Source organism: Streptomyces sp. SJL17-4 (assembly GCF_036826855.1).
Taxonomy (GTDB): domain Bacteria; phylum Actinomycetota; class Actinomycetes; order Streptomycetales; family Streptomycetaceae; genus Streptomyces.
In genome coordinates this window covers 4,077,981-4,101,293 of record NZ_CP104578.1, presented here as the reverse complement: position 1 = coordinate 4,101,293, position 23,313 = coordinate 4,077,981, and the positions used below count along the sequence as shown (strand labels likewise).

Below are 23,313 nucleotides of genomic sequence, written 5' to 3'. Positions count from 1 at the left end.
TCAGCGGCCGGTCTTGGGGGCCTTCCAGCGGGCGATGCCGCGGGCCACCAGGTTGAGGATCATGACGAAGGCGATCAGGACGAGCGCTGCGGCCCATGCGCGGGACACGGCTGCGTCGGTGCCGACCGCGTACTGCTCGTACACGTAGAGCGGCAGGGAGGACTGAGCGCCTTCGAAGGGGTTCGGGTTGATGAGCTTCGTACCGAACACGAGGAGCAGGACCGGGGCCGTCTCACCGGTGATACGGGCGACCGCGAGCATGACGCCCGTGGTGATGCCGCCGATCGCGGTGGGGAGGACCACCTTCAGGATGGTGCGCCACTTGGGGATGCCGAGGGCGAGGGAGGCCTCGCGGAGCTCGTTCGGGACGAGCTTGAGCATCTCCTCGGTGGAGCGGACCACGACCGGCATCATCAGGATGGCGAGGGCCATCGCGCCGGCGAAACCGGAGGGGCCGAAGCCCAGCATCAGGTTCCAGGTGGCGAGGATGAAGAGGCCGGCGACGATCGACGGGATGCCCGTCATGACGTCGACGAAGAAGGTGACGGCCTGGGCGAGCTTGCCGCCGCCGTACTCGACGAGGTAGACGGCGGTGAGGAGGCCGATCGGGGCGGCGATCACGGTCGCGATGGCGACCTGCTCGATGGTGCCGAGCAGCGCGTGGTAGACACCGCCGCCGGCCTCGGCGTCGAGGACGCCGTTCATCGAGTGGGTCAGGAAGTACATGTCGAGTACTTCCATGCCCTTGCTGATCGTGACCCAGGCGAGGGAGAGCAGCGGGACGACGGCGAGGACGAAGCAGACCCAGACGAGGCTGGTGGCGACGCGGTCCTTGGCCTGGCGGCTGCCCTCGACCTTGGTGGTCACCGCGTACGTGGTGAGGACGAAGAGCAGCGCGGCGATCATGCCCCACTGGACCTTGCTGTGCCAGCCGGCGCCGAGGCCGATGCCGATGCCCGCGGCGATGGAGCCGGCGGCGATGGCGGCCGGGGTCCAGCGGGGGAGGCGGGCGTGGGAGAGCGAGCCGGGGCGGGAGGCCACGGTGACCGGACGTTCCTGAATGGCGTGGCTCATGCCGCTGCCCCCGAGTACTCCTTGCGGCGGCCGATGATCCAGCGGGCGGCGCCGTTGACCAGCAGGGTGATGGCGAAGAGGACGAGACCGGACGCGATCAGGGCGTCCCGGCCGAACTCGTTGGCCTCGTTGAACTTGGCGGCGATGTTCTGCGCGAACGTGCCGCCACCCGGGTCGAGAATGTGGCCCGAGATGAGGAAGCTGGGGGAGAGGACCACGGCGACGGCCATGGTCTCGCCGAGTGCGCGGCCGAGGCCCAGCATGGAGGCGGAGATGATGCCGGAGCGGCCGAAGGGCAGCACCGACATGCGGATGACCTCCCAGCGCGTGGCGCCGAGGGCGAGGGCGGCTTCCTCGTGCATCTTCGGGGCCTGGAGGAAGACCTCACGGGTGACGTTGGTGATGATCGGCAGGATCATGATCGCCAGCAGGATGCCCACGGTGAAGAGGTTGCGGGCGGGGCCGTCGTTGGCCTTGTCGAAGATGTACGTCCAGGCGAAGTACTCGTTCAGCCACTTGTTGAGGCCGTCGAGGTACGGGACGAGGAAGATCGCGCCCCAGAGGCCGTAGATGATGCTGGGCACGGCTGCGAGCAGGTCGACGACGTACGCGAGCGGCTTGGCCAGCTTGCGCGGCGCGTAGTGCGAGATGAAGAGGGCGATCCCGATCGCGACCGGCACGGCGATGGCCATGGCGATGATCGACGAGACGACCGTGCCGAAGGCGAGGACGGCGATGCCGAAGACCGGCGGGTTGCCCGCCGGGTTCCACTCGAAGGTGGTGAAGAAGTTCGTGCTGTCCTTCGAGATCGCGAGGACGGCGCGGTAGGTGAGGAAGCCGGCGATCGCGGCCATGATCACGAGGAGGGTGATGCCGGATCCTCGGGACAGACCGCTGAAGATGCGGTCCCCGGGGCGGGAGGCGCTCTTGGCGCTCCGGCTCCTCTTTATGTCTGGTGTGGTGGTAGCCATCTGCTTCTCCGGTCTGCGGGGCCCCTACGGATGTACGGGCTCCTGGCGGCGGTGCACCGGATGCCGGGTCCGGCCCCCGGAGTGGGGGGCCGGACCCGGCCGGGGGTCAGGACAGGGTGGGGACGATCGCGCGGACCTTCGCGGCGATCTCGGCCGGCAGCGGGGCGTAGCCGGCGTCGGCGAGGACCTTCTGGCCCTCCTCGCTCACGGTGTAGTTGAGGAACGCCTTCAGGGTCGGCAGGGTCTCCGCCTTGTTGCCCTTGTCGCAGGCGATCTCGTAGGTGACGAGGACGATCGGGTAGGCACCCTCGGCCTTCGTCGCGTAGTCGAGGGAGAGGGCGACGTCGCTGCCCGTGCCCTTGACCTTGGCGGCGGCGATCGCCTTGGACGCGTTCTCCGAGGAGGCGGCGACCGGGGCGGCGGCACCGGTGTTGATGCTGACGGTGGAGATCTTGTTCGCGGTGGCGTACGACAGCTCGAAGTAGCCGATGGAGCCCTCGGCGTCCTTCACCGCGGTGGCGACACCGGAGGAGCCGTTGGCGGCCTGGCCACCCTGGGCGGGCCACGACTTCGACTTCGGGTCGTGCTTCCAGTCGGCGGCGGCCGCGGTGGAGAGGTACTTGCCCAGGTTCTGGGTGGTGCCCGACTCGTCCGAGCGGTGGAAGGCCTGGATCGTGCTGTCGGGGAGCTTGGCGCCCGGGTTCAGCTTGGCGATCGCCGGGTCGTTCCACTTGGTGATCTTGTTGTCGAAGATCTTGGCGATGGTGGAGGCGTCGAGGACCAGGTTGTCCACGCCGTCCAGCTTGTAACCGATGGCGATGGGGCCACCGACCATCGGCAGGTTGACGCCCTTGCCGGTCTTGCAGATCTTCGCCGACTCGGCGACCTCTTCGTCCTTCAGGGCGGAGTCGGAGCCCGCGAAGGCGACCTGGCCCTGGTTGAACTTGGTGATGCCGCCGCCGGAGCCGATGGCCTGGTAGTTGATCTCGACACCGTCGCACGCGGCCTGGAAGTTCTTGACCCAGAGGTCCATCGCGTTCTTCTGCGCGCTGGAGCCGGCGGCGAGGAGCTGGCCCTTGGCGCCTTCACAGGCGATGTTCGAGGCGGCGGCGGAGGTCGTCTTGCCGCCTTCCTTGGCCGGCGTCTCCGTGTTGTTGTCCGAGCCACACGCCGAGAGGACGAGCGCACCGGAGACAACGAGGGCACCGATCGCGGAGGCGCGAAGCCCGTTCTTGCGCGAAAGCTTCACTTTCGGGTGTTCCTTCCAGAAGCCGCCTTGCCGCGGACCGAGTGTCCTGAACGTTCTACGGCGGCGTGTGTCGGGTGGTGGTGCATCGCTGTGCTCCGTGCACCGTGTAAGGCCGAAATTAGGCAGAACAGGTGAAGCCGCCGACGGGGGAGGGTGAACGGAAAGTGAACCGTGCCGGAAGGCCGGGTGTGCTGCGGAGTGGTCGCATGCCGTGCCCTTCCGGTGCTATCGGTCTTGACCTGGCGCCAACCGCGGTTCAGGAGGGTGCCCATGCTCGATACACGTGATCCGGAAAGGCCGTCCAAGACGTTCTCCCGCTGTGCCGTCGCCCCGGAGCTCCGGGCGTGGCTCGACGACGGCGGGACCGTGGAGGGCCGGCTGCGTGGGCGCACGCTATCGCTTGCCCCGTGACTTCGTAGCCTTCCGGGATGCCCTGGCCATGGCTGATGGCGGGGTCTTCGTCGAAGGGGCCGTGACCGTGCCGAGCTGCGCCAAGCGCGGCGGGGGATCGAGTCGTCGCTCGTCGGTGGTGAGGTGGCCTGGGACGATGTCCGGGATCTGCTGGTGCGGCTCGGGCGGCACATCGACAGTCTGGAGGCGGAGCGGCGGGAGTACGCCGAGGAGCAGGCGAAGGCGAACCTGCTGCGCGGATGGAACGGGGAGAAATGGGACCGCATGACAGTGCGCGAGAAGCGCGCGGTGATCACGGGAGTCCTCGCGTCGGTCCTTGTCCTGCCCGTTCCGGGCGGGGTCAGCGACAAGGCGCCGTTCGACCCGGCCCTGCTCAGCCCCGAGTGGCGCCGGGCGACGACTTCCGGGTGTCGGGCAGTCTGAGGAACACATCGATCAGGTCCTTGTCCCTGTCCTGGGTGAGGCAGGTACGCGCGGCTTCAGGAGCGAGCCACAGCAGACGCGTCACTTCCCGGTTCGGCTCGAACGAGCCGCCCGTGGCCTCGGCCGCCCAGTAGCGGACCTCCTTGGGGCGGCCCTCTATCGGGTAGCGGACGGTGGGCAGCTCGACGCCCAGCACGCACGTCATGCCGGTCTCTTCCCGGACTTCGCGGAGCGCTGCCGCCCGCGCCTCCTCTCCGGACTTCAGCTTTCCCTTCGGGTGGGACCAGTCGGACCACTTCGGCCGGAAGACGACGGCGATCTCGACGCCGCCGCCGGAACGCGCCGGGCGCCAGAGGACGCAGCCGGCGGCGAGGATCGGAGGCTCGGAGGCGGGGGCGGTCATGGGACGGGCGCCGTCGTTCTCCGCCAGGCGCGTTGGAAGGCGAAGCGGGAGGCCTCGACCTCGTGGCGTTGGTCGGCGTGGAGGACGCCCAGGGCGTACGCGGTCGCCGGGGCGATCCGTGGGGTGCGGGCCGCCGCGGCGGCGGCCGACGCGGCCTCGGCGGCGTCCCGGTGCCGGTCCAGGGCCCGGGCGGCCTCGAACAGGACGGCGTCGGGCTCGCCCCCGGTGTGCAGGGCCTCGGTGGCGTACCGGTGCAGCCGGAGCAGGAGCCGCGTCTGGTGCCAGGGGGTGTCCTGGGTCTCCCCGGCGGCCAGCGCGAGAGCGTCCGCGTTGTACGGGTGGGCCGCCCGCGTCAGCGGCAGGGCGGCCACCGCGTCCAGGAGGCGCCGCTCGGCGACCTCGGCGGGGCCGTCCAGGACCTCGACGGCCGGGGCGCTGCCCGCGGGGCCGAGCGGAACCTCGGAGGCCAGGAGTGCGACGGCGTCGGCGACCGCGTGGAAGCGGGCCGAGCCCAGCGCCTGGAGCGAGGCCGAGTGGGCGCGCGTCCGGGCCAGCGTCAGCTGCCGCTCCAGGAGGGCGCCGGCCCTGGCGGCGCCCACGGTGAGGCCGGCCGCCTCACTGCCGCGGGCGGCAGGCACCGGGCCGCCGCCGTGGGGGCCGTTCAGACCGCCGGAGCCGGTCAGGCCGCCCGCGCCACCCGTACCGCTCGACAGGCGGGACAGCGCGTCCACCAGGCGGACCAGCCGCGAGGTGCAGGCGTGCTCCAGGGCGAGGGTGCCCGAGAGCCAGGCCAGCTCGGTGCGCAGCTGGTCCGCCCAGGCCGTGTCGAGCAGCGGCCGGAACGTGTGGAGAGTCCCGCTGATGCGGCGGGCGGCGCCGCGCAGCGTGCGGGCCGCCTCCTCCGATCCGGCCGTGTCCGAGCCGCTCTCGCCGTGCAGCCGGAGGCCGCGGAGGAAGTCCGCGGCCCGGGCGTGCAGGTACGGGGCCAGGACCTCGCCCGCCGAGACGTCCTGCGAGTGGTCAGGGTTGTGCACGCCGGCGCCTCCGCGCGTCGATGAGCATCTCCTGGACGTGCCGGAGCGGTCGGCCCTCGGGGTCGGTCGCGTGCCGCGTCCAGTTCCCGTCGGGGCCGAGGTGCCAGGAGGAGGTGGTGTCGGACATCCCGGTCTCCAGGAGCCGGGTGAGCGCTGCCCGGTGCGCCGGGTCCGAGACCCGCACGAGGGCCTCGATCCGGCGGTCCAGGTTGCGGTGCATCATGTCGGCGCTGCCGAACCACACCTCGGGTTCGCCGCCGTTGCCGAAGGCGAAGATCCGGGAGTGCTCCAGGAAGCGGCCGAGGATCGAACGGACCCGGATGTTCTCCGAGAGGCCGGTGACCCCGGGGCGCACGGCGCAGATGCCGCGGACCCAGATGTCGACCGGGACGCCGGCCCGTGAGGCCTGGTAGCAGGCGTCGATGACCGCCTCGTCGACGAGGGAGTTGACCTTGATCCGTACGTACGCCGGGCGTCCCGCACGGTGGTGGGCGATCTCCTTGGTGATCCGGGAGACGAGCCCGTCGCGCAGCGACTTCGGGGCCGTGAGCAGACGCCGGTACGTCTCGCGGCGGGAGTAGCCGGAGAGCCGGTTGAACAGGTCCGAGAGGTCCGCGCCGACCTGCGGGTCGGCCGTCAGCAGGCCCAGGTCCTCGTACAGGCGGGCCGTCTTCGGGTGGTAGTTGCCGGTGCCGACGTGGGAGTAGCGGCGCAGCAGTTCGCCCTCCTGCCGTACGACGAGCGACAGCTTGCAGTGGGTCTTGAGGCCGACGAGGCCGTACACGACGTGGCAGCCGGCCTCCTCCAGCTTGCGCGCCCACTTGATGTTGGCCTGCTCGTCGAAGCGGGCCTTGATCTCGACGAGGACGAGGACCTGCTTGCCGGACTCGGCGGCGTCGATGAGGGCGTCCACTATCGGCGAGTCGCCGGAGGTCCGGTACAGCGTCTGCTTGATCGCGAGGACGTCCGGGTCGGCCGCCGCCTGCTCGAGGAAGGCCTGCACGGACGTCGAGAACGAGTCGTACGGGTGGTGGAGCAGGACGTCCCGCTCGCGCAGCGCCGCGAAGATGTCCGGCGCGGACGCCGACTCGACCTCGGCGAGGTCGCGGTGGGTGCCGGCCACGTACGTGGGGTACTTCAGCTCCGGCCGGTCCTGTCCGGAGATCCCGAAGAGGCCCGTGAGGTCGAGCGGACCGGGCAGCGGGTAGACCTCGGCGTCGGAGACCTTCAGCTCGCGGACCAGCAGGTCGAGGACGTACGGGTCGATGGACTCCTCGACCTCCAGGCGCACCGGCGGGCCGAAGCGGCGGCGCATGAGCTCCTTCTCCAGGGCCTGGAGCAGGTTCTCGGCGTCGTCCTCCTCGACCTCCAGGTCCTCGTTCCTGGTCACCCGGAACATGTGGTGCGCGAGCACCTCCATGCCGGGGAAGAGCTCCTCCAGGTGTGCCGCGATGACGTCCTCGAGAGGCACGTAGCGCTGCGGGGAGGCCTCCAGGAAGCGGGACAGCAGCGGCGGCACCTTCACGCGCGCGAAGTGCCGGTGGCCGCTGACCGGATTGCGTACGACCACGGCGAGGTTGAGCGAGAGTCCCGAGATGTACGGGAAGGGGTGTGCCGGGTCCACGGCCAGCGGCGTGAGGACCGGGAAGATCTGCTGGCGGAACAGGGTGAAGAGCCGCGCCTGCTCCTTCTCGGTGAGCTCGGGCCAGCGGATGAGGTGGATGCCCTCGTCGGCCAGGGCGGGGGCCACGTCCTGCTGGAAGCAGGCCGCGTGCCGGGCCATGAGCTCGCGCGAGCGGGTCCAGATCAGGTCCAGGACCTCGCGGGGCTGGAGGCCGGAGGCGGAACGGGTGGCGACGCCGGTGGCGATGCGGCGCTTGAGGCCGGCGACCCGGACCATGAAGAACTCGTCGAGGTTCGACGCGAAGATCGCGAGGAAGTTCGCCCGTTCGAGGAGCGGGGTGGTGGGGTCCTCGGCCAGTTCGAGCACGCGCTCGTTGAAGGCGAGCCAGCTGCGCTCCCGGTCGAGGAAGCGCCCCTGCGGCAGCTCGTCGCCGAGTGCGCCGTCGTCCTTGTAGGTGTCCGGGTCGGAGTCGATGTCCGCGTCGATGTCGGTCACGACGGCACCGTTGACCACCTGCGCGCGGCGCGTGGCTATGGAGTCGGTGGGCTGCGCGGCGGATTGCGGGGCGGACGCCGGGACGGACTGCGTGGCGGACTGCGTGGCGGAGGACTGGACCGGGACCTCGGCGGGCTGCTGGCTCATGGCCCCATTCTTCCGCGCGAAGGCGTGGTCGGGCGCGTCGGAGCGGGCCGTGGGGGAGGGAAGTCTCCCCTTGGGGAGGGCCGCCCTGCCGGGCGGGGTCACGGAGCGCTTCATTGCGTGAGCGTCGCAAGCGCGTCTGAATGGCCGGTAACGACGACATGTCGTACGGGAATCGGGGGCGGGGCCGTGTGCGGGCCCCGCCCCTTGATCGTTTGAATGTTTTACGGGTGGCGGTGGATCTTTACGGGTGGCGGTGCGTCTCTACGGGTGCCTGGCGCGCAGGACGCGGAAGGCGGCGAAGAGCGCGAGGGCGGCCAGGGCGAGGACGATGCCGGTCTCGATGAGCTGGGTGGGCCAGAAGTGGGACTCGGGGTGGTAGTCGAGGTACTCGGTGGTGACCTTCACATCGGTGCGGCAGGCTGTCGGAGGCGCGTCCGATGCGCAGAACCAGCCGGGCATGCGCTGTCCCGTGTCGGAGAGCAGGCCCTGCCCCATGATCAGTCCGTGCTCGGGCATCATCAGCGCGGAGGCGTCGCGCACGGCCGGACCGGTGAGCGTCCGTACCGACAGGAAGTCCCAGCGGAAGGCGCCGAGGGTGAGCAGGACCAGGCCCACGATCCCTCCGGTCACGGCCATGGCCACGAGGGTGCGGCGGACGAGCTGGCCGACGAGGGCGCCGACGGCCACGGCGAGCAGGACGTAGCCGGTGAGGACGGGGCCGGTGATCTCGTACGGGCCGCGGTCGGCCCAGTGGAACTGACTGCTGCCGTCGACGCGGGCCCAGCCGATCCAGTAGATCGCCGTCAGCAGCCAGACGGTCGCCAGGGCCGCCGCCCCCGCGGTGAGCAGTTTCGAGCCGAGCCAGCGGGTCGGGCTGATCGACTGGGTGAGGGCGAGCTTGTACGTGCCGGACTCCAGCTCGCGGGCGACCAGCGGCCCGGCCACGAACGCGCCGATCAGCAGCGGGAGCAGGACCAGGATGCCGGAGGCGTACTCCATGACGAAGCGGAGCCATCCGTAGCCGGCGTTGTCGTGGGCGACGTACCGCATTCCGTCCTCGTAGTACCGGTCGGAGGTCTGGGCGTCCCAGATCCGCAGGCCGCCGATCACCGCCAGGGACACGGCCACCGCCGCGGCCGCCAGCCACAGGGGGCGTCGGTACTGGCGGACCGTCACCCAGTAGGGGCCCTTCAGGACGAGGGTGCTCATGCGGGGGCTCCTTCGGTGGCGCGGAGGTGGGCGAGGAGGAGGTCCTCCAGGGAGGGCTCCGTCGTCTCCCAGGGGCCTTCGACGGGGCCCTCGCGGCGGATCAGGGCGGTGAGTTGACGGCCCGTCGTGCGGGACTCGACGACCGTGTGCGGGGCGAGGTCGGCGACCGGGCCTCTGAGCAGGGCGTGGGCGGCGAGGAGTTCGTCGACGGGTCCGTCGAGGCGGATCCGGCCGCCGTGCAGCAGCAGGAGGTGGTCGCAGGCGCCCTCCAGCTCGGTGAGGATGTGGGAGGACATGACGACGGTGGTGCCGTGTTCGGCGGCGTCGGCCATGAGCAGGCCCATCAGCTGGTGCCGGGCGAGCGGGTCGAGGTCGGCCATCGGCTCGTCGAGGAGCAGCAGTTCGGGCCGCTTGCCGAGGGCGAGCGCGAGGGCGACGCGGGTGCGCTGGCCGCCGGAGAGGGTCCGTACGACGGCCTGGGGGTCGAGCGTGTCGGCCATGACGCGCCGGGCGGCGTCGTCGTTCCAGCGGCCCGGGTTGAGTTCGCGGCCCATGCGCAGGGTGTCGGCGACGGTGAGCCGGGGATGGAGAGGCTTGTCCTGGGCGACGTACGCGAGGTGTTCGCGGGCCGGGGCCGTGATCGTGCCCTCGGTGGGGCGGAGGAGCCCTGCGGCGAGGGCGAGGAGGGTGGACTTGCCGGCGCCGTTGGGGCCCACGAGGGCGCAGACGCGGCCGGTGGGGAGGGCGAAGTCGCACTCCCGCAGGGCCCAGCCGCGGCCCCTGCCTCCGTATTTCTTGCCCAGGAGATCGGCCTCCAGCGCGATGCCGTCTCTCGTCATGCGTCGTCCCCCTCGAAGTGTTCCTTCAGTACGGATGTGAAGAGCGCTGCCACGTCCTCGCGGTCCAGGCCCGCGGTGCGGGCCCGGCGGGCCCAGTCGGCGAGTTCGCCGCGCAGGGGCGAGTCGGCCGGGCCCGTGCCGAGCGTGGCGCGGACGAAGGTGCCGAGGCCGCGGCGGGCCTCGACGAGGCCTTCGCGTTCGAGCTCGCGGTAGGCCTTGAGGACCGTGTTGGGGTTGATGGCCGTCGCTTCGACGACCTCGCGTGCGGTGGGCAGTCGGTCGCCGGGCTCCAGGAGGCCCATCCGGAGGGCCTGCTTCGTCTGCTGGACGATCTGGAGGTAGGTGGCGACGCCACTGCGCCGGTCGATGCGGTACTCGACCACGATCCCTTCCACCACCCTTTCACTAATCAAGTAGTGAAAGGGTGGTGCAAAGAAGGGGGCGGTGTCAACCGCCCCCTTCCCGAGGAGACTTACGACTCCGTGCGGTACATCAGGTCCACCTCGTGCGTGACGAAGCCCAGCCGCTCGTACACCGTCACCGCCGCCGTGTTGTCGGCGTCCACGTACAGCATCGCCGTCGGCAGGCCCTGCCCCGCCAGATGCCGCAGGCCGATCGCGGTGAGCGCCTTGCCCAGGCCGCCGCCCTGGGCCTCGGGCAGGATGCCGACGACGTACACCTCGCCGAGCTGTTCCTCGGCGTGGGTCTTCGTCCAGTGGAAGCCGATGAGCCGGCCGTCCTTCTCGGCGAGGAAGAAGCCCTTCGGGTCGAACCAGGGCTCCGCGATCCGGTCGTCCAGGTCCCGCTGGACGAGCGAGCCCTGCTCGGGGTGGTGGGCGAAGGCGGCGGAGTTGACGGCCAGCCAGGCCGCGTCGTCCTGGCCGGGGACGAAGGTGCGGACGGTGACGCCCTCGGGGAACACCGGCTCCGGGATGTCGAGCGGGGTCAGGGAGCGGCGGAGCTGGCGCAGTTCACGGAAGAGCGTCAGGCCGAGGACCTGGGCGAGGTGCCGGGCGGCGGACTTTCCGCCGTGCGCCCAGACGCGCAGCCGCTTGCCGGAGGCGTTGAGCAGGGCGGTGCCGAGCGCCCGGCCGTGGCCGCGACCGCGGTGGCCGGGGTGGACCACGAGCTCGGCGGCCGGGGCCTCGATGGGGTCGGTCTCCTCCAGCTGGGCGTAGCCGTAGAGGTGGCTGCCGACGGTGAGGAGGAAGTGCCGGACGCCCTCGCGGCCGCCGTGCCGGAGGTAGAGCCGGCCCTGCTCGGAGACGGCGTGCACGCCGTCGGCCTGGTCCGCGGCCTCCAGCAGGTCCAGTACGTCCTGGATCTGCTCGGGGGTGAGCTCGTCGTAGGTGTGGATCTGCCGTCCGGGTTCGAGGGCCGGTGCCGCGTCGGAAGTCATGGACCCGAGCCTACGGGGACGCGCGGCCGCCCCGGGGAAAGGCGACGGCAACTGTCTCGTAACCCGCTACCCCCTGTTGCGCTACGCGCGTTGACTCTAGGCTTCGCTGGCACGTCAGCAGTCGAGAGGCGCACCGGACACACGGGCGCGGGGACAGGGGAACGATGGCAGCGACACCGAAGAAGAAGAGGACAGCCGGGCGGATACTCGCCGTCGGCGCGGGGCTCGCCACCGTCGGCGCACTCGTCGCCGCGCTGCCCGCGGGCGCCTCGCAGGACGCGCAGGACGCGCAGGCGGGGCACGGCTCGAACGGCAAGGGCTGGGGTCGCATGGTCGACGTGCAGCTCCTGTCCTTCAACGACCTCCACGGCCACCTGGAGCCGCCGTCCGGCTCCTCGGGCCGGCTCACGCGCCTCAAGGAGGACGGCACCACCGAGCTCGTCCAGAACGTCGGCGGTGCCGAGTACCTCGCCACGCATCTGCGGCAGGCCCGTGAGGGCCACCGGTACTCCATCACGGCCGCCGCGGGCGACATGATCGGCGCGTCGCCGCTGCTCTCCGGGCTGTTCCACGACGAGCCGACCATCGAGGCGCTGAACAAGCTGAAGCTCGACGTGAGCTCGGTCGGCAACCACGAGTTCGACGAGGGCGCCCGCGAGCTGAGCCGCATACAGAACGGCGGCTGTCACCCGACCGAGGGGTGCTTCGAGGAGGGCAAGCGCTTCAAGGGGGCGAAGTTCCCGTACCTCACGGCCAACGTGACGGATGAGAAGAGCGACAAGCCGCTGCTCGACCCGTACTTCATCTGGGAGCGTGACGGAGTCAAGATCGGCTTCATCGGCGTGACCCTGGAGGGCACGGCGAACATCGTCTCCGCCGAGGGCATCAAGGGCCTGAAGTTCGGCGACGAGGTCGAGTCGATCAACAAGTACGCCAAGGTGCTGGAGCGCAAGGGCGTCAAGTCGATCGTCGCGCTGCTCCACGAGGGCGGCCTGCCCGCCTCGGGCGCGTACAACTACGACTGCGACACCCCGGGTGCCGGCGCCGGCATCTCCGGTCCGATCGTCGACATCGCGAAGAACGTGACCCCGCAGGTCGACGCCCTGGTCACCGGGCACACCCACCAGGCGTACGCGTGCACGATCCCGGACCCGTCGGGCAAGCCGCGCACGGTCACCTCGGCGGCCTCCTTCGGCAGGCTCTACACCGACACGACGCTCACCTACGACCGTCGTACGAAGGACATCGTCCGCACCGCCGTCTCCTCCGCTAATCACGTCGTCACCCGTGATGTGGAGGCGGCCGGTGACATCACCACCCTGATCGACCGCTGGAAGGCCCTGGCCGCGCCGATCGCGAACCGTCCCGTCGGGTACATCGGCGAGAGCGTCGAGAATCCCATCGACGCGATCGAGAAGCCGATGGGCAACATGATCGCCGACGCGCAGCTCGCGGGCCTCTCCCCGGCCGACAAGGGCGGCGCGCAGCTCGCGCTGATGAACCCGGGCGGCGTCCGTGCGCCGCTGACCAAGAGGGAGGGCGGTGTGGTGACCTACGGCGACGCGTACACCGTCCAGCCGTTCACCAACATGATGACGGTGGTCGACCTGACCGGCGCCCAGCTCGTCACCGCGCTCCAGCAGCAGGTCAGTGGCGCCAACCTGGCAGCCCCGAAGGTCCTCCAGGTGTCGAAGAACTTCGCCTACACCCTGGACATGACGAAGGCGGGTGCCGACCGGATCGTGGTCGACTCGGTGCGGCTGAACGGCGAGCCCATCGACCCGTCGAAGAGCTACCGGGTCGCGATGAACGAGTTCCTCACGGGCGGCGGCGACGGCTTCCCGGTCCTGGCCACCGGTACGAACAAGCTCGTCGGCGCCTCGGACCTCGACATCTTCACCGCCTACCTGACGGCCAACTCGTCGGCCGCCGAGCCGCTCCGGGCCCCGGCGATCGGCCGCATCACGGTCGTGAAGTAACCCGGTATCTCCCAGGAGGGGGCGCCGGACCGTTCGACGGTCCGGCGCCCCCTCTCCGTTTTCCGGTACGCGGCACCATGGCGCATCCTGACGCGTACACGTCATACTCCGCGCATGGACCGTAGAAGCTTTCTCGCGGGAGCCGCGGCAGCTGGTGCCGTCCTCCTGGTCGGTGCCCCCTCCGCGCGGGCGGCCACGACCCAGGACTGGATGGCCGGCCACGGCGACCCCACCCCGCTCCAGAAGCTCACCATCCCCGGCACCCACGACTCCGGCGCCCGCTTCGGCGGCCCCTGGTCCGAGTGCCAGAACACCACGATCGCGCAGCAGCTCGCCTCCGGCATCAGGTTCCTCGACATACGCTGCCGGGTCACCGGCGGCTCCTTCGCCATCCACCACGGCGCCTCGTACCAGAACATGATGTTCGGCGACGTCCTCATCGCCTGCCGCGACTTCCTGGCCGCCCACCCCTCCGAGACCGTCCTGATGAGGGTCAAGCAGGAGTACTCCTCGGACTCCGACGCCACCTTCCGCGCCGTCTTCGACGACTACCTGAACAACCGCGGCTGGCGCTCGCTGTTCCGCATCGGCGACACCGTCCCCTCGCTGGGCGAGGCCCGCGGCAAGGTCGTCCTCATCGCCGACAACGGCGGCCTGCCCGGCCTCAAGTGGTGGGACGGCGGGGCCATCGCGCTCCAGGACGACTGGAACGCCCTCCCGAACGCCAAGTACCCCAAGATCGAGGCCCACTTCCGCAAGGCCGTCGAGCAGCCCGGCAAGCTGTACATCAACTTCGTCAGCACCTCCGCGTCCCTGCCCCCGCGGTGGAACTCCGACAACCTCAACCCGCGCGTGCACACCTTCCTGGACGGCACGGCGAACACCTGGAAGGGCCTCGGCATCACCGTCATGGACTACCCGAACACCCGCTCGGGCCTCGTCGAGTCACTCATCCGCCACAACTGACGGCGGCGGGGTCGGCGCGCCCGGCAGGCGGAGGGTCGCCACCGTGCCGCCGCCCTCCGCCGGGGTCAGGGCGATCGTGCCGCCCGCGTGGTGGACCGTGCGCGCCACGATCGACAGGCCCAGGCCCGAGCCCGGGAGGCTGCGGGCCGACGGGGAGCGCCAGAAGCGGTCGAAGACGTGCGGGAGCTCGTCCGGTGCGATGCCGGAACCCTGGTCCCGGACCGTCAGCTCGCCGCGCATCAGGGTCACCTCGACCGTGCCCCGGGGCGGCGAGAACTTCACCGCGTTGTCCAGGACGTTCACCAGGGCCCGCTCCAGGCCGGCCGGTTCCGCCCGTACGTACCAGGGCGCCAGGTCCGTCACGAAGGTCAGCTCGGGGCCGCGCAGCCGCGCCCGGTCCAGGGCCGCCCGCAGGATCGTGTGGAGCGGGACCACTTCGAGGGGACCCTGCTGCACCGCGTCCGGCCGGGCCAGCTCCTGGAGGTCGCCGATGAGCGCCGCCAGCTCCGTCATCTGCGCCTTCACCGAGGCCATCAGAGCACGCCGGTCGTCCGGCGGGATCGCCCGGCCGGTCGACTCGCTGCGCGCGAGCAGCTCGACGTTCGTACGGAGCGAGGTCAGCGGCGTACGGAGCTCGTGTCCGGCGTCCGCGATCAGCTGCGCCTGCCGGTCGCGGGACGTCGCGAGCGCCGCCGTCATCGCGTTGAACGAGCGTGACAGACGGGCGATCTCGTCCTCGCCCTCGACCGGGATCCGCACGGTCAGGTCCTCGGTCGCGGCCACGTGCTCGACCGCTCCGGTCAGCCGGTTCACCGGCTCCAGGCCGGTCCGCGCCACCCACAGGCCGGCCGCGCCCGCCCCGACGACGCCGATCCCGGAGACCAGGAGCAGCACCCAGCGCAGGGTCGACATCGAGTTGTCGATCTCGTGCAGCGGACGGGCGACCGAGACCGCGACCGACTGGTTGGCGATCGACGCGGGATACGAGTAGACCCGCACCTCCGTGCCGTTCTCGGCGTTCGTCGTGTGCAGGGCGAACGGCTGCTCGCCCCGCGCCACCGCGAGATCCCCCGCCCGGGCGGGGATCGGGGAGGTGCCGAGCGTGCAGAGGTCGCCGGAGACGGTGACGATCTGCAGGGTCTGCGCGGGCCCGGCCGGCACCGGGCGGTTCTGGGCGTCCGGGGCGCAGGAGCGCAGCAGCATCCGCGCCTCCTCGTCCGTCAGCCGGGTGGCGCGCAGCGAGGAGTCCAGCTCCGCCTCCAACTGCGCCCGGGTCACGAACCAGCAGGCCAGCGACACCGCCGCCACCGCCACGGCGACCGCCGTCGCCGTAAGCAGTGCAAGCCGGGACCGCAGCGGCCGCGACCGGAACCAGGTGAGGGGACTTCTCACTCCCCGCCCCCTCCGCGCAGCGCGTATCCCACGCCCCGCACCGTGTGCACGAGGCGCGGCTCGCCGCCCGCCTCCGTCTTGCGCCGCAGGTACATCACGTACACGTCCAGTGAGTTCGAGCTCGGCTCGAAGTCGAAGCCCCATACGGCCTTGAGGATCTGCTCCCGGGTCAGCACCTGCCGCGGGTGCGCCAGGAACATCTCCAGGAGAGTGAACTCCGTCCGCGTCAGCTCCACCGCCCGCCCGCCCCGGGTCACCTCGCGCGTGGCGAGGTCCATCCGCAGGTCCTCGAAGGCCAGCACATCGGCGTCGGCCGGGGCGGAGGCCGAGGCCGCTGCGTACGAGCTGCGCCGCAGCAGCGCCCTGATCCGGGCGAACAGCTCGTCCAGCTCGAACGGCTTCACGAGGTAGTCGTCGGCGCCCGCGTCGAGCCCGGTGACCCGGTCGCCGACCGTGTCGCGCGCGGTGAGCATCAGGATCGGCACGGTCGAGCCGGACGCCCTGATCCGGCGGGCCGCCGTCAGCCCGTCCATGCGGGGCATCTGGACGTCGAGGACGACGAGATCGGGGGCGTACGACTCCATCCGGGCGAGCGCGTCGAGTCCGTCCACGGCGTCCTGCGTCCCGTACCCCTCGAAGGCGAGACTGCGGCGCAGGGCCTCCCGTACGGCCGGCTCGTCGTCGACGATGAGGATGCGTTCGGGCTCGTGTCGCTGGGCGGTCATGGGCTCAGCGTCGCACGCCGCCCGGTCGCCGGTCAGCTGTCGCCGCCCGCGCGCAGGCTGTCCAGGTCGGCCTTCACTGTGTCGACCGGGATGGCGAATCCGAGACCGACGCTGCCGGCCGTCGAACCGTTCGAAGAACTGGGCGAATACATGGCGGAATTGATTCCGATGATCTCGCCGTTCATATTGATCAACGCGCCGCCGGAATTCCCCGGATTGAGCGAGGCGTCGGTCTGCAGCGCCTTGTACGTGGTCTTCGACGAGCCGGTGTCGCCGTTGAACTGCTGTCCGCCGAACTCGAACGGCCAGCCCTGCCGCGGGTCGTACTGCTGGCCCTGGCCCTGGCCCTGTCCCTGTCCCTGTCCCTGGCCCTGTCCCTGCCGCTGGCTGTCGTCGTCCTTGGCGACGGTCACGTCCCGGTCGAGCGCGGAGACGATGCCGCTGGTGACGGTCCCGGTCAGACCCTCGGGGGAGCCGATCGCGACGACCTGGTCGCCGACCCGCACCTTGGACGAGTCGCCGAGGGTGGCGGTCTTGAGGCCGGAGGCGCCCCGGAGCTTGATGAGGGCGAGGTCCTTGTCGGGGTCGGTGCCGACGACCTCGGCCTCGTAGGACGTGCCGTCGTTCAGCCGCACGGTGATCTCGGAGGCGCCGGAGATCACGTGGTTGTTGGTGACGATCTCGCCGTCGGAGGTGATGATCACGCCCGAGCCGGTGGACTTGCCGCTGTTCGAGTTCGCGGAGATCTCGACGATGGACGGGGAGACGGCCTCGGCGACGCCGGCGACCGTGCCCGTGCTGCTCGCGGAGACGTTGGTGCCGTTCACGTTCGAGGAGGCGGCGGCGACGGGGGTGTCCGAGGTGACCTGCTGGACCAGCGTCGCCGTACCGCCGCCGATCGCGGCGGCCGCGATGGCCACGGCGGCCATGAGACCGACCCCGCGCTTGGCGCGACGACGGGAGCCGGGGCCTCCGGCGGGGGCGGCGGCCGGGGCGCCCATGGCGGTGACGGGCGGGACCGGCGGGACCGGCGGACCCGAGGGCGGCACCTGCCCACCGGACGGCCAGATGGTGGTGCCGGGCTCGGTGACGATCGGCTGGGTGGCGGTCTGCCCGGCGCCCACCGGCTGCTGGGCCGGGGCGTAGGGCGGCCTCGGCGGGTGCGGCGGGTAGTAGGGCTGCTGCGGCTGCTGCTCCTGGAAGTCCGTCATGCAAATGACTCTCGGAGCCGTACATGAGAGCCGTCTGAGGACCGGCTGAGAAGCCCGACAGAAGCCTGTATGCCCGATATAAAGAACCCTCCCGCAGGGGAGGGCTCTCAGGGCTTCCGAAGGGGTGAGCCGCTCAGCCGCCGTCGCAGCCGCAGGAGCGGCGGACCACCAGGGCCGACGGGAAGAGCTTTACGCGCTCGCGGCGCGAGCCCGCCACCCGGAGCGAGTCGTCCAGGACCAGGTCCACCGCCGCACGGGCCATCGCCGGGCGGTCCGAGGAGATCGTGGTCAGCGGCGGATCGGTGAGCGCCGCCTCCTTCACGTCGTCGAAGCCCGCGACCGCCAGCTCCGTCGGCACCTCGATGCGCAGCTCGCGCGCCGCCCGCAGGACGCCGAAGGCCTGGTCGTCGGTGGAGCAGAAGATGGCCGGCGGCCTGTCCGGGCCCGCGAGCAGCTTGAGGGCCACCTGGTAGGCGTCGTAGCGGTTGTACGGGGCCTGGAAGAGCCGGCCCTCGATCGAGCGGCCCGCCTCCAGCATGGCCCGCCGCCAGCCCTCCTCGTGGTCGGCGACCGGGTCGCCGACGGCCGGGGTGTTCGGGATGCCGCCCATGCAGGCCACGTACGGATGGCCGTGCTCCAGGAGGTGCCGGGTGGCGAGCTGGGCGCCGCCGATGTCGTCGGTGACGACGGCCACGTCGTCGAGGGCCTCGGGCCGCTCGTGCAGCAGCACCACGCGCGCGTCCCAGGCCTCGATCTCGCTCGCGGCCCGCTCGCTCATGCCCTGGCTGACCAGGATCAGACCGGAGACCCGCATGCCGAGGAAGGCCCGCAGATAGTGGACCTCGCGCTCGTCGCGGTAGTCGGAGTTGCCGACCAGGACCATTTTCCCGCGCTCGGCGGCGGCCTGCTCGACCGCGTGCGCCATCTCCGCGAAGAACGGCTGCCGAGCGTCCGGCACGATCATGCCTATGAGGTCCGTGCGCCGGGACGCCATGGCCTGGGCGACCCGGTCGGGGCGGTAGCCCAGTTCCTTGATCGCGGCGAGGACACGCTCGCGCGTGGCCGGGGCGACCGGCCGGGGTCCGTTGTTGATGACGTAGCTCACGACCGCGGTCGAAGTACCTGCCAGTCGAGCTACGTCATCCCGCGTCACCTTGGCCACGCGCGGCAGTCTACGCGTGGTGACCTACCTACCGGCAGGTCGCACTGTGGCATCTGCCACGTTCCTGTCCGCCGGAGGGGTGACATCCCCCGTGGCGTCCTTGACGCGGGCGGTCGCACGCGCCTCCTCCTGCGCACGGGCCTCCTCGGCCTTGGCACGCGCCTCCTCCGCCGCCCGCTCTACCTTCTCGGGGGTGACGAAGCGGTAGCCGACGTTACGGACGGTACCGATGAGCGACTCGTGCTCGGGGCCGAGCTTGGCCCGCAGCCGCCGTACGTGGACGTCGACCGTCCGGGTGCCGCCGAAGTAGTCGTACCCCCACACCTCCTGCAGGAGCTGCGCGCGCGTGAAGACGCGGCCCGGGTGCTGGGCCAGGTACTTGAGGAGCTCGAACTCCTTGAAGGTCAGGTCCAGGACCCGGCCCTTGAGCTTGGCGCTGTACGTCGCCTCGTCGACCGACAGGTCGCCGTTGCGGATCTCCATGGGGGAGTCGTCCGCGACGATCTGCTGGCGGCCCATCGCGAGCCGCAGCCGCGCCTCGACCTCGGCCGGTCCCGCGGTGTCGAGGAGGACGTCGTCGATGCCCCAGTCGGCGGTGACGGCCGCGAGACCGCCCTCGGTGACGACGAGGATCAGCGGACAGCCCGGCCCGGTGGAGCGGAGCAGCTGGCAGAGCGAACGGACCTGCGGGAGGTCGCGCCGCCCGTCGACGAGGATCACGTCCGCGCCGGGGGTGTCCACGAGGGCGGGGCCCTCGGCCGGGGCCACCCGGACGTTGTGCAGGAGCAGACCGAGGGCGGGCAGCACCTCGGTGGAAGGCTGGAGAGCGTTGGTCAGGAGCAGCAAGGCGCTCATCGCGCACCACCTGCCGTCCCTGCCGTCGGTCGGTCGTGCTTCGGTCGCTCGCTCATAACGTCGGTTCCTCCTCGGTCCCTGCGAGGACGTGCACTGCTTCGTACGGATCACTGCCGGCTCTCGCGCCCTGAGAGCTTTTGTTCATCCGTCCGTAACAACGGTCGGAAAACGCAAAAGGACCCGGGGGCTGCGTCGCCCGGATCCTCTGCCAAGGAGAATAGCCCACATGAGTTCAGAGGGAGAGGGCGGATTTCATATGGTGGATGTCTCCCTGATCACTTCCGGCTCCCGGCGAGCAATGTTGCGTACGGATGACGATGTCCGGATCGAGGCGGTTTACGAACCCTCTCAGGCAAGTGTCACCGATACGGCGGTCACCGGTACGGCGGCGACGGCGGTCGTCCTCGCCCACGGGTTCACCGGGTCGGCCGACCGGCCCGCCGTCCGGCGCGCCGCGCGTGCCTTCGCCGAGCGGGGCGCGGCCGTCGTGACCTTCTCCTTCCGGGGCCACGGCGGCTCCGGCGGCCTCTCCACCCTCGGCGACCGGGAGGTCCTCGACCTGGCCGCCGCCGTCCGCTGGGCGCGTGAGCTCGGCCACGCGCGCGTGGCGACGGTCGGCTTCTCCATGGGCGGCTCCGTGGTCCTGCGCCACGCGGCCCTCCACCGGGAGACCGACGGACGCGCCGACGCGGTGGCCGCCGTCTCCGCGCCCGCCCGCTGGTACTACCGGGGGACGGCCCCGATGCGGCGTCTCCACTGGGTGGTCACCCGGCCGGCGGGCCGCCTCGTCGGGCGGTACGGGCTCCGCACCCGGATCGACCGGCGCGCCTGGGACCCCGTACCCCTCTCTCCCGTGGAGGCGGTGCCGCTGATCGCGCCGACCCCGCTGCTGATCGTGCACGGCGACCGGGACGCGTACTTCCCGCTCGACCACCCGCGGATGCTGGCCGGGGCGGGTGAGGCGGAACTGTGGCTGGAGCGGGGGATGGGCCACGCCGAGAACGGGGCGGACGAGGAGCTGCTCGGCCGGCTCGGGGACTGGCTCACGCGCGCATAGCCCATCATGGGGGGCGGCGCGCACACGAACGAAGGGAGCGCCGCTATGGCAGCGGGAACCATCCGCTACTGGGCCGCGGCCAAGGCCGCCGCCGGTGTCGCGGAGGAGCCGTACACCGCCGAGCACCTCGCGGAGGCCCTCGACGCGGCCCGCGCGAAGCACCCGGGCGAGCTCGTCCAGGTCCTCAAGCGGTGCTCGTTCCTGGTCGACGGCGACCCCGTCGGGACCCGGAGCCATGAGACGGTACGGCTTGCCGAGGGCGGCACGGTCGAGGTGCTTCCGCCGTTCGCAGGAGGGTGAACCCCACAGCATGAGCAATGACCAGTACTACGGCGGTCAGCAGTACGACCCGTACGCGAACGCGAACGCGAACGGGAACGGGAGCGGGAACGGGGCCGGGCACCAGGAGCAGCAGGGCCCCGACGTCACCCAGACGTGGGAGGGCCAGACCTGGGACACCCAGTTCCAGCCGGCCGTCACGTACGAGCAGGTCCAGGCCGACCGGGCGCAGGCCGCGCAGACCCAGCAGGCCGCCTACCAGCAGCAGCCGCACCAGCCTCAGCAGCAGCCGTACGAGGCGTACGCGGCGGGCCAGGGCTCTTACGAGTCGTACGGGAACGGGACCCCCGCCGCGTACTACGCGGAGCCGCAGCACCAGTCTCAGCCGATGGAGGTCGCGGCCCCCGTGGCGGAGCCCGTTCCGGCGTCCCCCGCCTCCTCCGGTGAGTCGGGGCCTGGCTGGTCCTCGCCCACCACCTCCGGGAACACCCGGATCACCGACGCCCAGCGCGCCCGTGCCGAGGGCCGCTCGCCGATCATCGAGCCCGGGATGCAGCCCGCCGCGCTGACCGCCGTCCTCGGGCTGTTGCTCGCCGGTGGCGCCGCCCTCGGCACGTACGGGCTCCTCGTCCCGCTCGTGCTGCTCCAGGGCCTCACCGCCGCCGGCTGGTTCCGGCTCAACGGCATGTGGCCCGCCCGTCAGGGCATCGCCCTCGCCTTCGCCGGCGGCCTCGCCGCCGACGCGGCCCTGCTCGTCACCGGCCGGGAGAACGCGGCCGCCGCGATCTTCGGCACGCTCGGCGTCTGGGTGCTGCTCTGCCTGGTCCTCCAGCTGCGCAGTCACGCCGACCCGGACGAGCGCATGTACGGCCTGATGGCCACCATCGCCTCCGCGGCGCTCACCGTCGTCGCCACCGGACACCTGGGCGCCGAACCGGACGCGGTCGTCGTCGGCGGGGTCGCCGTCGCCGCGGCCGTCCTCGCCCGGGCGCTCCCGCTGCCCGGCCCCGTCTCGCTGATCGTGGCGCTGCTCGCCTCGGCGGGCGCGGGGATCGCGGCCGGCGGTCTGACGGACCTGGGCTCCTCCGGTGCGCTGCTCGGCCTCGGCGCCGGGGTCTGCGCGCTGGTCGGCCTGCGGGTGGCGAGCTACGACTACCCGTCCCGTTTCGTGCACATGACGGCCGGTGTCGCGCTGCCGCTGACGGCCGCCGCACCCGCCGTCTACCTGCTGGGCAGGGCCCTGGTCTGACCGCGTACGCGTCCCCGAGAGGGCCCTGAGCGGACCCTGAGAGGACCCGTGGCGGACCCTGATCCGACCCGGGCACGGGAACCAACCGGCCCCCCGACACGTCGATCTTCGTGTCGGGGGGCCGGAACTTATCCATTTCCATCGGGGGGACGCACAGCCCATGCGAGCACTGCGGATTCTGTTGATCGTGGCCGTCGTGCTGGGCGGGGTCCTGGTGGGGATCGACCGGCTGGCCGTGTCGTACGCCGAGGACGAGGCGGCCAGCCGGGTGAAGCTCGCCTCCGTCGACAGCGACGCCATAGAGGTCGACATCAAGGGCTTCCCGTTCCTCACCCAGGTCGCGGACAAGCACTTCGACGAGGTCGACGTGAAGGCGACCGGCGTCAAGGCACAGGCGGGCAGCAAGCGCATCCGGGTCGGCGAGCTGACCGTGGCGCTGCGGGACGTGACCGTGACCGGCGACTGGGCGGGCGCGAAGGCGGGCTCCGCGAGCGGGACGGCCCTCATCTCGTACGCGGACCTCACCGCCGCCTCCGACCAGGAGGCCACCGTGGCCTACGGCGGCAACGGCAAGGTGAAGGTGACCGGCGGCGTGAACGTGATGGGCCGCACCCTGACCCGTACGGTCCTCTCGACAGTGACCGTGGTGAACGGCGACACGATCCGGGTCCGTGCCGACGAGGTGCCCGGCGAGGGCATCCCGGGCATCGAGGACCTGGTCCGCGCACGGACCGACTTCGAGCGTCCGATCGGCGTGATCGCCGGGATGAAGGTGGAGAAGGTCGAGCCGAGGCCGGACGGGCTGGCCGTCACCGTGACCGGCAAGGACGTCGTCCTGGCGGGCTGACGGCACCGGAAGGCCGCCCGGGCGGCCCCGGGGAAACCTCTGGACGCCGCCGGAAGCCGCCCGGACGGGCCGGCGCGTACCCGTTGGTCACATGCTGAGACACCGCCGTCCGACCAGCAGAATCAGAACCGGACGCCCCGCTGCGGAGGCGCCCGGAGCTCTCTCGTACGGTGATCGCGTCTCGCATCTCGGACGATCGCGTCTCAAAATACGACACACCGGTGACACGGCCGCCTGTCCGTCCCTACGATCGAGGGCATGAAGCGACAGGCGGATCTCACGAAGCGGCGGGCAGTAGACCTGTGCCGCGTCG

At 71.3% G+C, this 23,313-nt stretch carries 22 protein-coding genes; 7 read left to right on the top strand and 15 right to left on the bottom strand.

What is annotated here, in order from left to right; all coding sequences use genetic code 11:
• From pstA to pstS, 3 genes are all read right to left on the bottom strand, one after another.
• Entirely contained in the window at positions 1-1,074 is a 1,074-nt protein-coding gene (pstA, locus tag N5875_RS18280) for a phosphate ABC transporter permease PstA (RefSeq protein WP_318208458.1), read from the bottom strand.
• Complete coding sequence (pstC, locus tag N5875_RS18275) at positions 1,071-2,045, bottom strand: phosphate ABC transporter permease subunit PstC (protein WP_318208459.1); 975 nt, start codon at positions 2,043-2,045, stop codon at positions 1,071-1,073. Before pstC ends, pstA begins: the two co-directional genes overlap by 4 nt.
• A 106-nt stretch (positions 2,046-2,151) precedes the next feature.
• Positions 2,152-3,294, bottom strand: a complete 1,143-nt coding sequence (gene pstS / locus N5875_RS18270) for a phosphate ABC transporter substrate-binding protein PstS (protein ID WP_338494904.1) — start codon at positions 3,292-3,294, stop codon at positions 2,152-2,154.
• Between the two features lie 534 nt (positions 3,295-3,828).
• Here pstS and N5875_RS18265 point away from each other — a divergent pair.
• Positions 3,829-4,128 carry a hypothetical protein gene (locus tag N5875_RS18265; RefSeq protein ID WP_338494901.1) on the top strand — a complete coding sequence of 100 codons (300 nt, stop codon included), beginning with the start codon at positions 3,829-3,831 and terminating at the stop codon, positions 4,126-4,128.
• Here N5875_RS18265 and N5875_RS18260 read toward each other — a convergent pair.
• The 7 genes from N5875_RS18260 to mshD form a co-directional block, all read right to left on the bottom strand.
• On the bottom strand, positions 4,079-4,531 hold the full coding sequence (locus N5875_RS18260) for an NUDIX hydrolase (RefSeq protein WP_318208462.1): 453 nt from the start codon (positions 4,529-4,531) through the stop codon (positions 4,079-4,081). The genes N5875_RS18265 and N5875_RS18260 overlap by 50 nt on opposite strands.
• Positions 4,528-5,565, bottom strand: coding sequence for a CHAD domain-containing protein (locus N5875_RS18255; RefSeq protein ID WP_338494898.1), 1,038 nt, complete (start codon positions 5,563-5,565; stop codon positions 4,528-4,530). The genes N5875_RS18260 and N5875_RS18255 overlap by 4 nt, the downstream gene beginning before the upstream one ends.
• Complete coding sequence (locus tag N5875_RS18250) at positions 5,552-7,831, bottom strand: RNA degradosome polyphosphate kinase (protein WP_338499194.1); 2,280 nt, start codon at positions 7,829-7,831, stop codon at positions 5,552-5,554. Before N5875_RS18250 ends, N5875_RS18255 begins: the two co-directional genes overlap by 14 nt.
• A 261-nt stretch (positions 7,832-8,092) precedes the next feature.
• Complete coding sequence (locus N5875_RS18245; protein WP_338494896.1) at positions 8,093-9,040, bottom strand: ABC transporter permease; 948 nt, start codon at positions 9,038-9,040, stop codon at positions 8,093-8,095.
• Positions 9,037-9,879, bottom strand: a complete 843-nt coding sequence (locus tag N5875_RS18240; RefSeq protein ID WP_318208465.1) for an ABC transporter ATP-binding protein — start codon at positions 9,877-9,879, stop codon at positions 9,037-9,039. The genes N5875_RS18245 and N5875_RS18240 overlap by 4 nt, the downstream gene beginning before the upstream one ends.
• Complete coding sequence (locus N5875_RS18235; protein WP_055601792.1) at positions 9,876-10,262, bottom strand: GntR family transcriptional regulator; 387 nt, start codon at positions 10,260-10,262, stop codon at positions 9,876-9,878. Before N5875_RS18235 ends, N5875_RS18240 begins: the two co-directional genes overlap by 4 nt.
• 89 nt (positions 10,263-10,351) lie before the next feature.
• Positions 10,352-11,278, bottom strand: a complete 927-nt coding sequence (gene mshD, locus N5875_RS18230) for a mycothiol synthase (RefSeq protein ID WP_318208466.1) — start codon at positions 11,276-11,278, stop codon at positions 10,352-10,354.
• Between the two features lie 164 nt (positions 11,279-11,442).
• Between mshD and N5875_RS18225 the strand changes: the two genes are divergently transcribed.
• Positions 11,443-13,257: a bifunctional metallophosphatase/5'-nucleotidase gene (locus N5875_RS18225; RefSeq protein WP_338494893.1), complete on the top strand. Its 1,815-nt coding sequence runs from the start codon at positions 11,443-11,445 to the stop codon at positions 13,255-13,257.
• Between the two features lie 114 nt (positions 13,258-13,371).
• On the top strand, positions 13,372-14,223 hold the full coding sequence (locus N5875_RS18220) for a phosphatidylinositol-specific phospholipase C (RefSeq protein ID WP_318208468.1): 852 nt from the start codon (positions 13,372-13,374) through the stop codon (positions 14,221-14,223).
• Here the strand turns inward: N5875_RS18220 and N5875_RS18215 are convergent.
• From N5875_RS18215 to N5875_RS18195, 5 genes are all read right to left on the bottom strand, one after another.
• Positions 14,203-15,615 carry a HAMP domain-containing sensor histidine kinase gene (locus tag N5875_RS18215; RefSeq protein ID WP_318208469.1) on the bottom strand — a complete coding sequence of 471 codons (1,413 nt, stop codon included), beginning with the start codon at positions 15,613-15,615 and terminating at the stop codon, positions 14,203-14,205. The two genes, N5875_RS18220 and N5875_RS18215, sit on opposite strands and share 21 nt — an antisense overlap.
• On the bottom strand, positions 15,612-16,340 hold the full coding sequence (locus N5875_RS18210) for a response regulator transcription factor (RefSeq protein WP_318208470.1): 729 nt from the start codon (positions 16,338-16,340) through the stop codon (positions 15,612-15,614). The genes N5875_RS18215 and N5875_RS18210 overlap by 4 nt, the downstream gene beginning before the upstream one ends.
• A gap of 32 nt (positions 16,341-16,372) precedes the next feature.
• Positions 16,373-17,551 (bottom strand): trypsin-like peptidase domain-containing protein, encoded by a 1,179-nt coding sequence (locus N5875_RS18205; protein WP_338494889.1) that lies wholly within the window; start codon positions 17,549-17,551, stop codon positions 16,373-16,375.
• Positions 17,552-17,684: 133 nt separating this feature from the next.
• On the bottom strand, positions 17,685-18,713 hold the full coding sequence (locus N5875_RS18200) for a LacI family DNA-binding transcriptional regulator (RefSeq protein WP_319311254.1): 1,029 nt from the start codon (positions 18,711-18,713) through the stop codon (positions 17,685-17,687).
• Positions 18,714-18,737: 24 nt separating this feature from the next.
• Positions 18,738-19,568 (bottom strand): response regulator transcription factor, encoded by an 831-nt coding sequence (locus tag N5875_RS18195; RefSeq protein ID WP_318208473.1) that lies wholly within the window; start codon positions 19,566-19,568, stop codon positions 18,738-18,740.
• Between the two features lie 226 nt (positions 19,569-19,794).
• Here N5875_RS18195 and N5875_RS18190 point away from each other — a divergent pair, with 226 nt between their 5' ends.
• The 4 genes from N5875_RS18190 (at position 19,795) to N5875_RS18175 (ending at position 23,000) form a co-directional block, all read left to right on the top strand.
• Positions 19,795-20,625, top strand: coding sequence for an alpha/beta fold hydrolase (locus N5875_RS18190; protein ID WP_318208474.1), 831 nt, complete (start codon positions 19,795-19,797; stop codon positions 20,623-20,625).
• Positions 20,626-20,670: 45 nt separating this feature from the next.
• Entirely contained in the window at positions 20,671-20,925 is a 255-nt protein-coding gene (locus N5875_RS18185) for a MoaD/ThiS family protein (RefSeq protein WP_030323286.1), read from the top strand.
• A gap of 10 nt (positions 20,926-20,935) precedes the next feature.
• Complete coding sequence (locus N5875_RS18180; RefSeq protein ID WP_338494883.1) at positions 20,936-22,153, top strand: hypothetical protein; 1,218 nt, start codon at positions 20,936-20,938, stop codon at positions 22,151-22,153.
• 160 nt (positions 22,154-22,313) lie between these two features.
• Positions 22,314-23,000, top strand: a complete 687-nt coding sequence (locus tag N5875_RS18175) for a DUF2993 domain-containing protein (protein WP_318208476.1) — start codon at positions 22,314-22,316, stop codon at positions 22,998-23,000.
• Positions 23,001-23,313 lie beyond the last annotated feature (313 nt).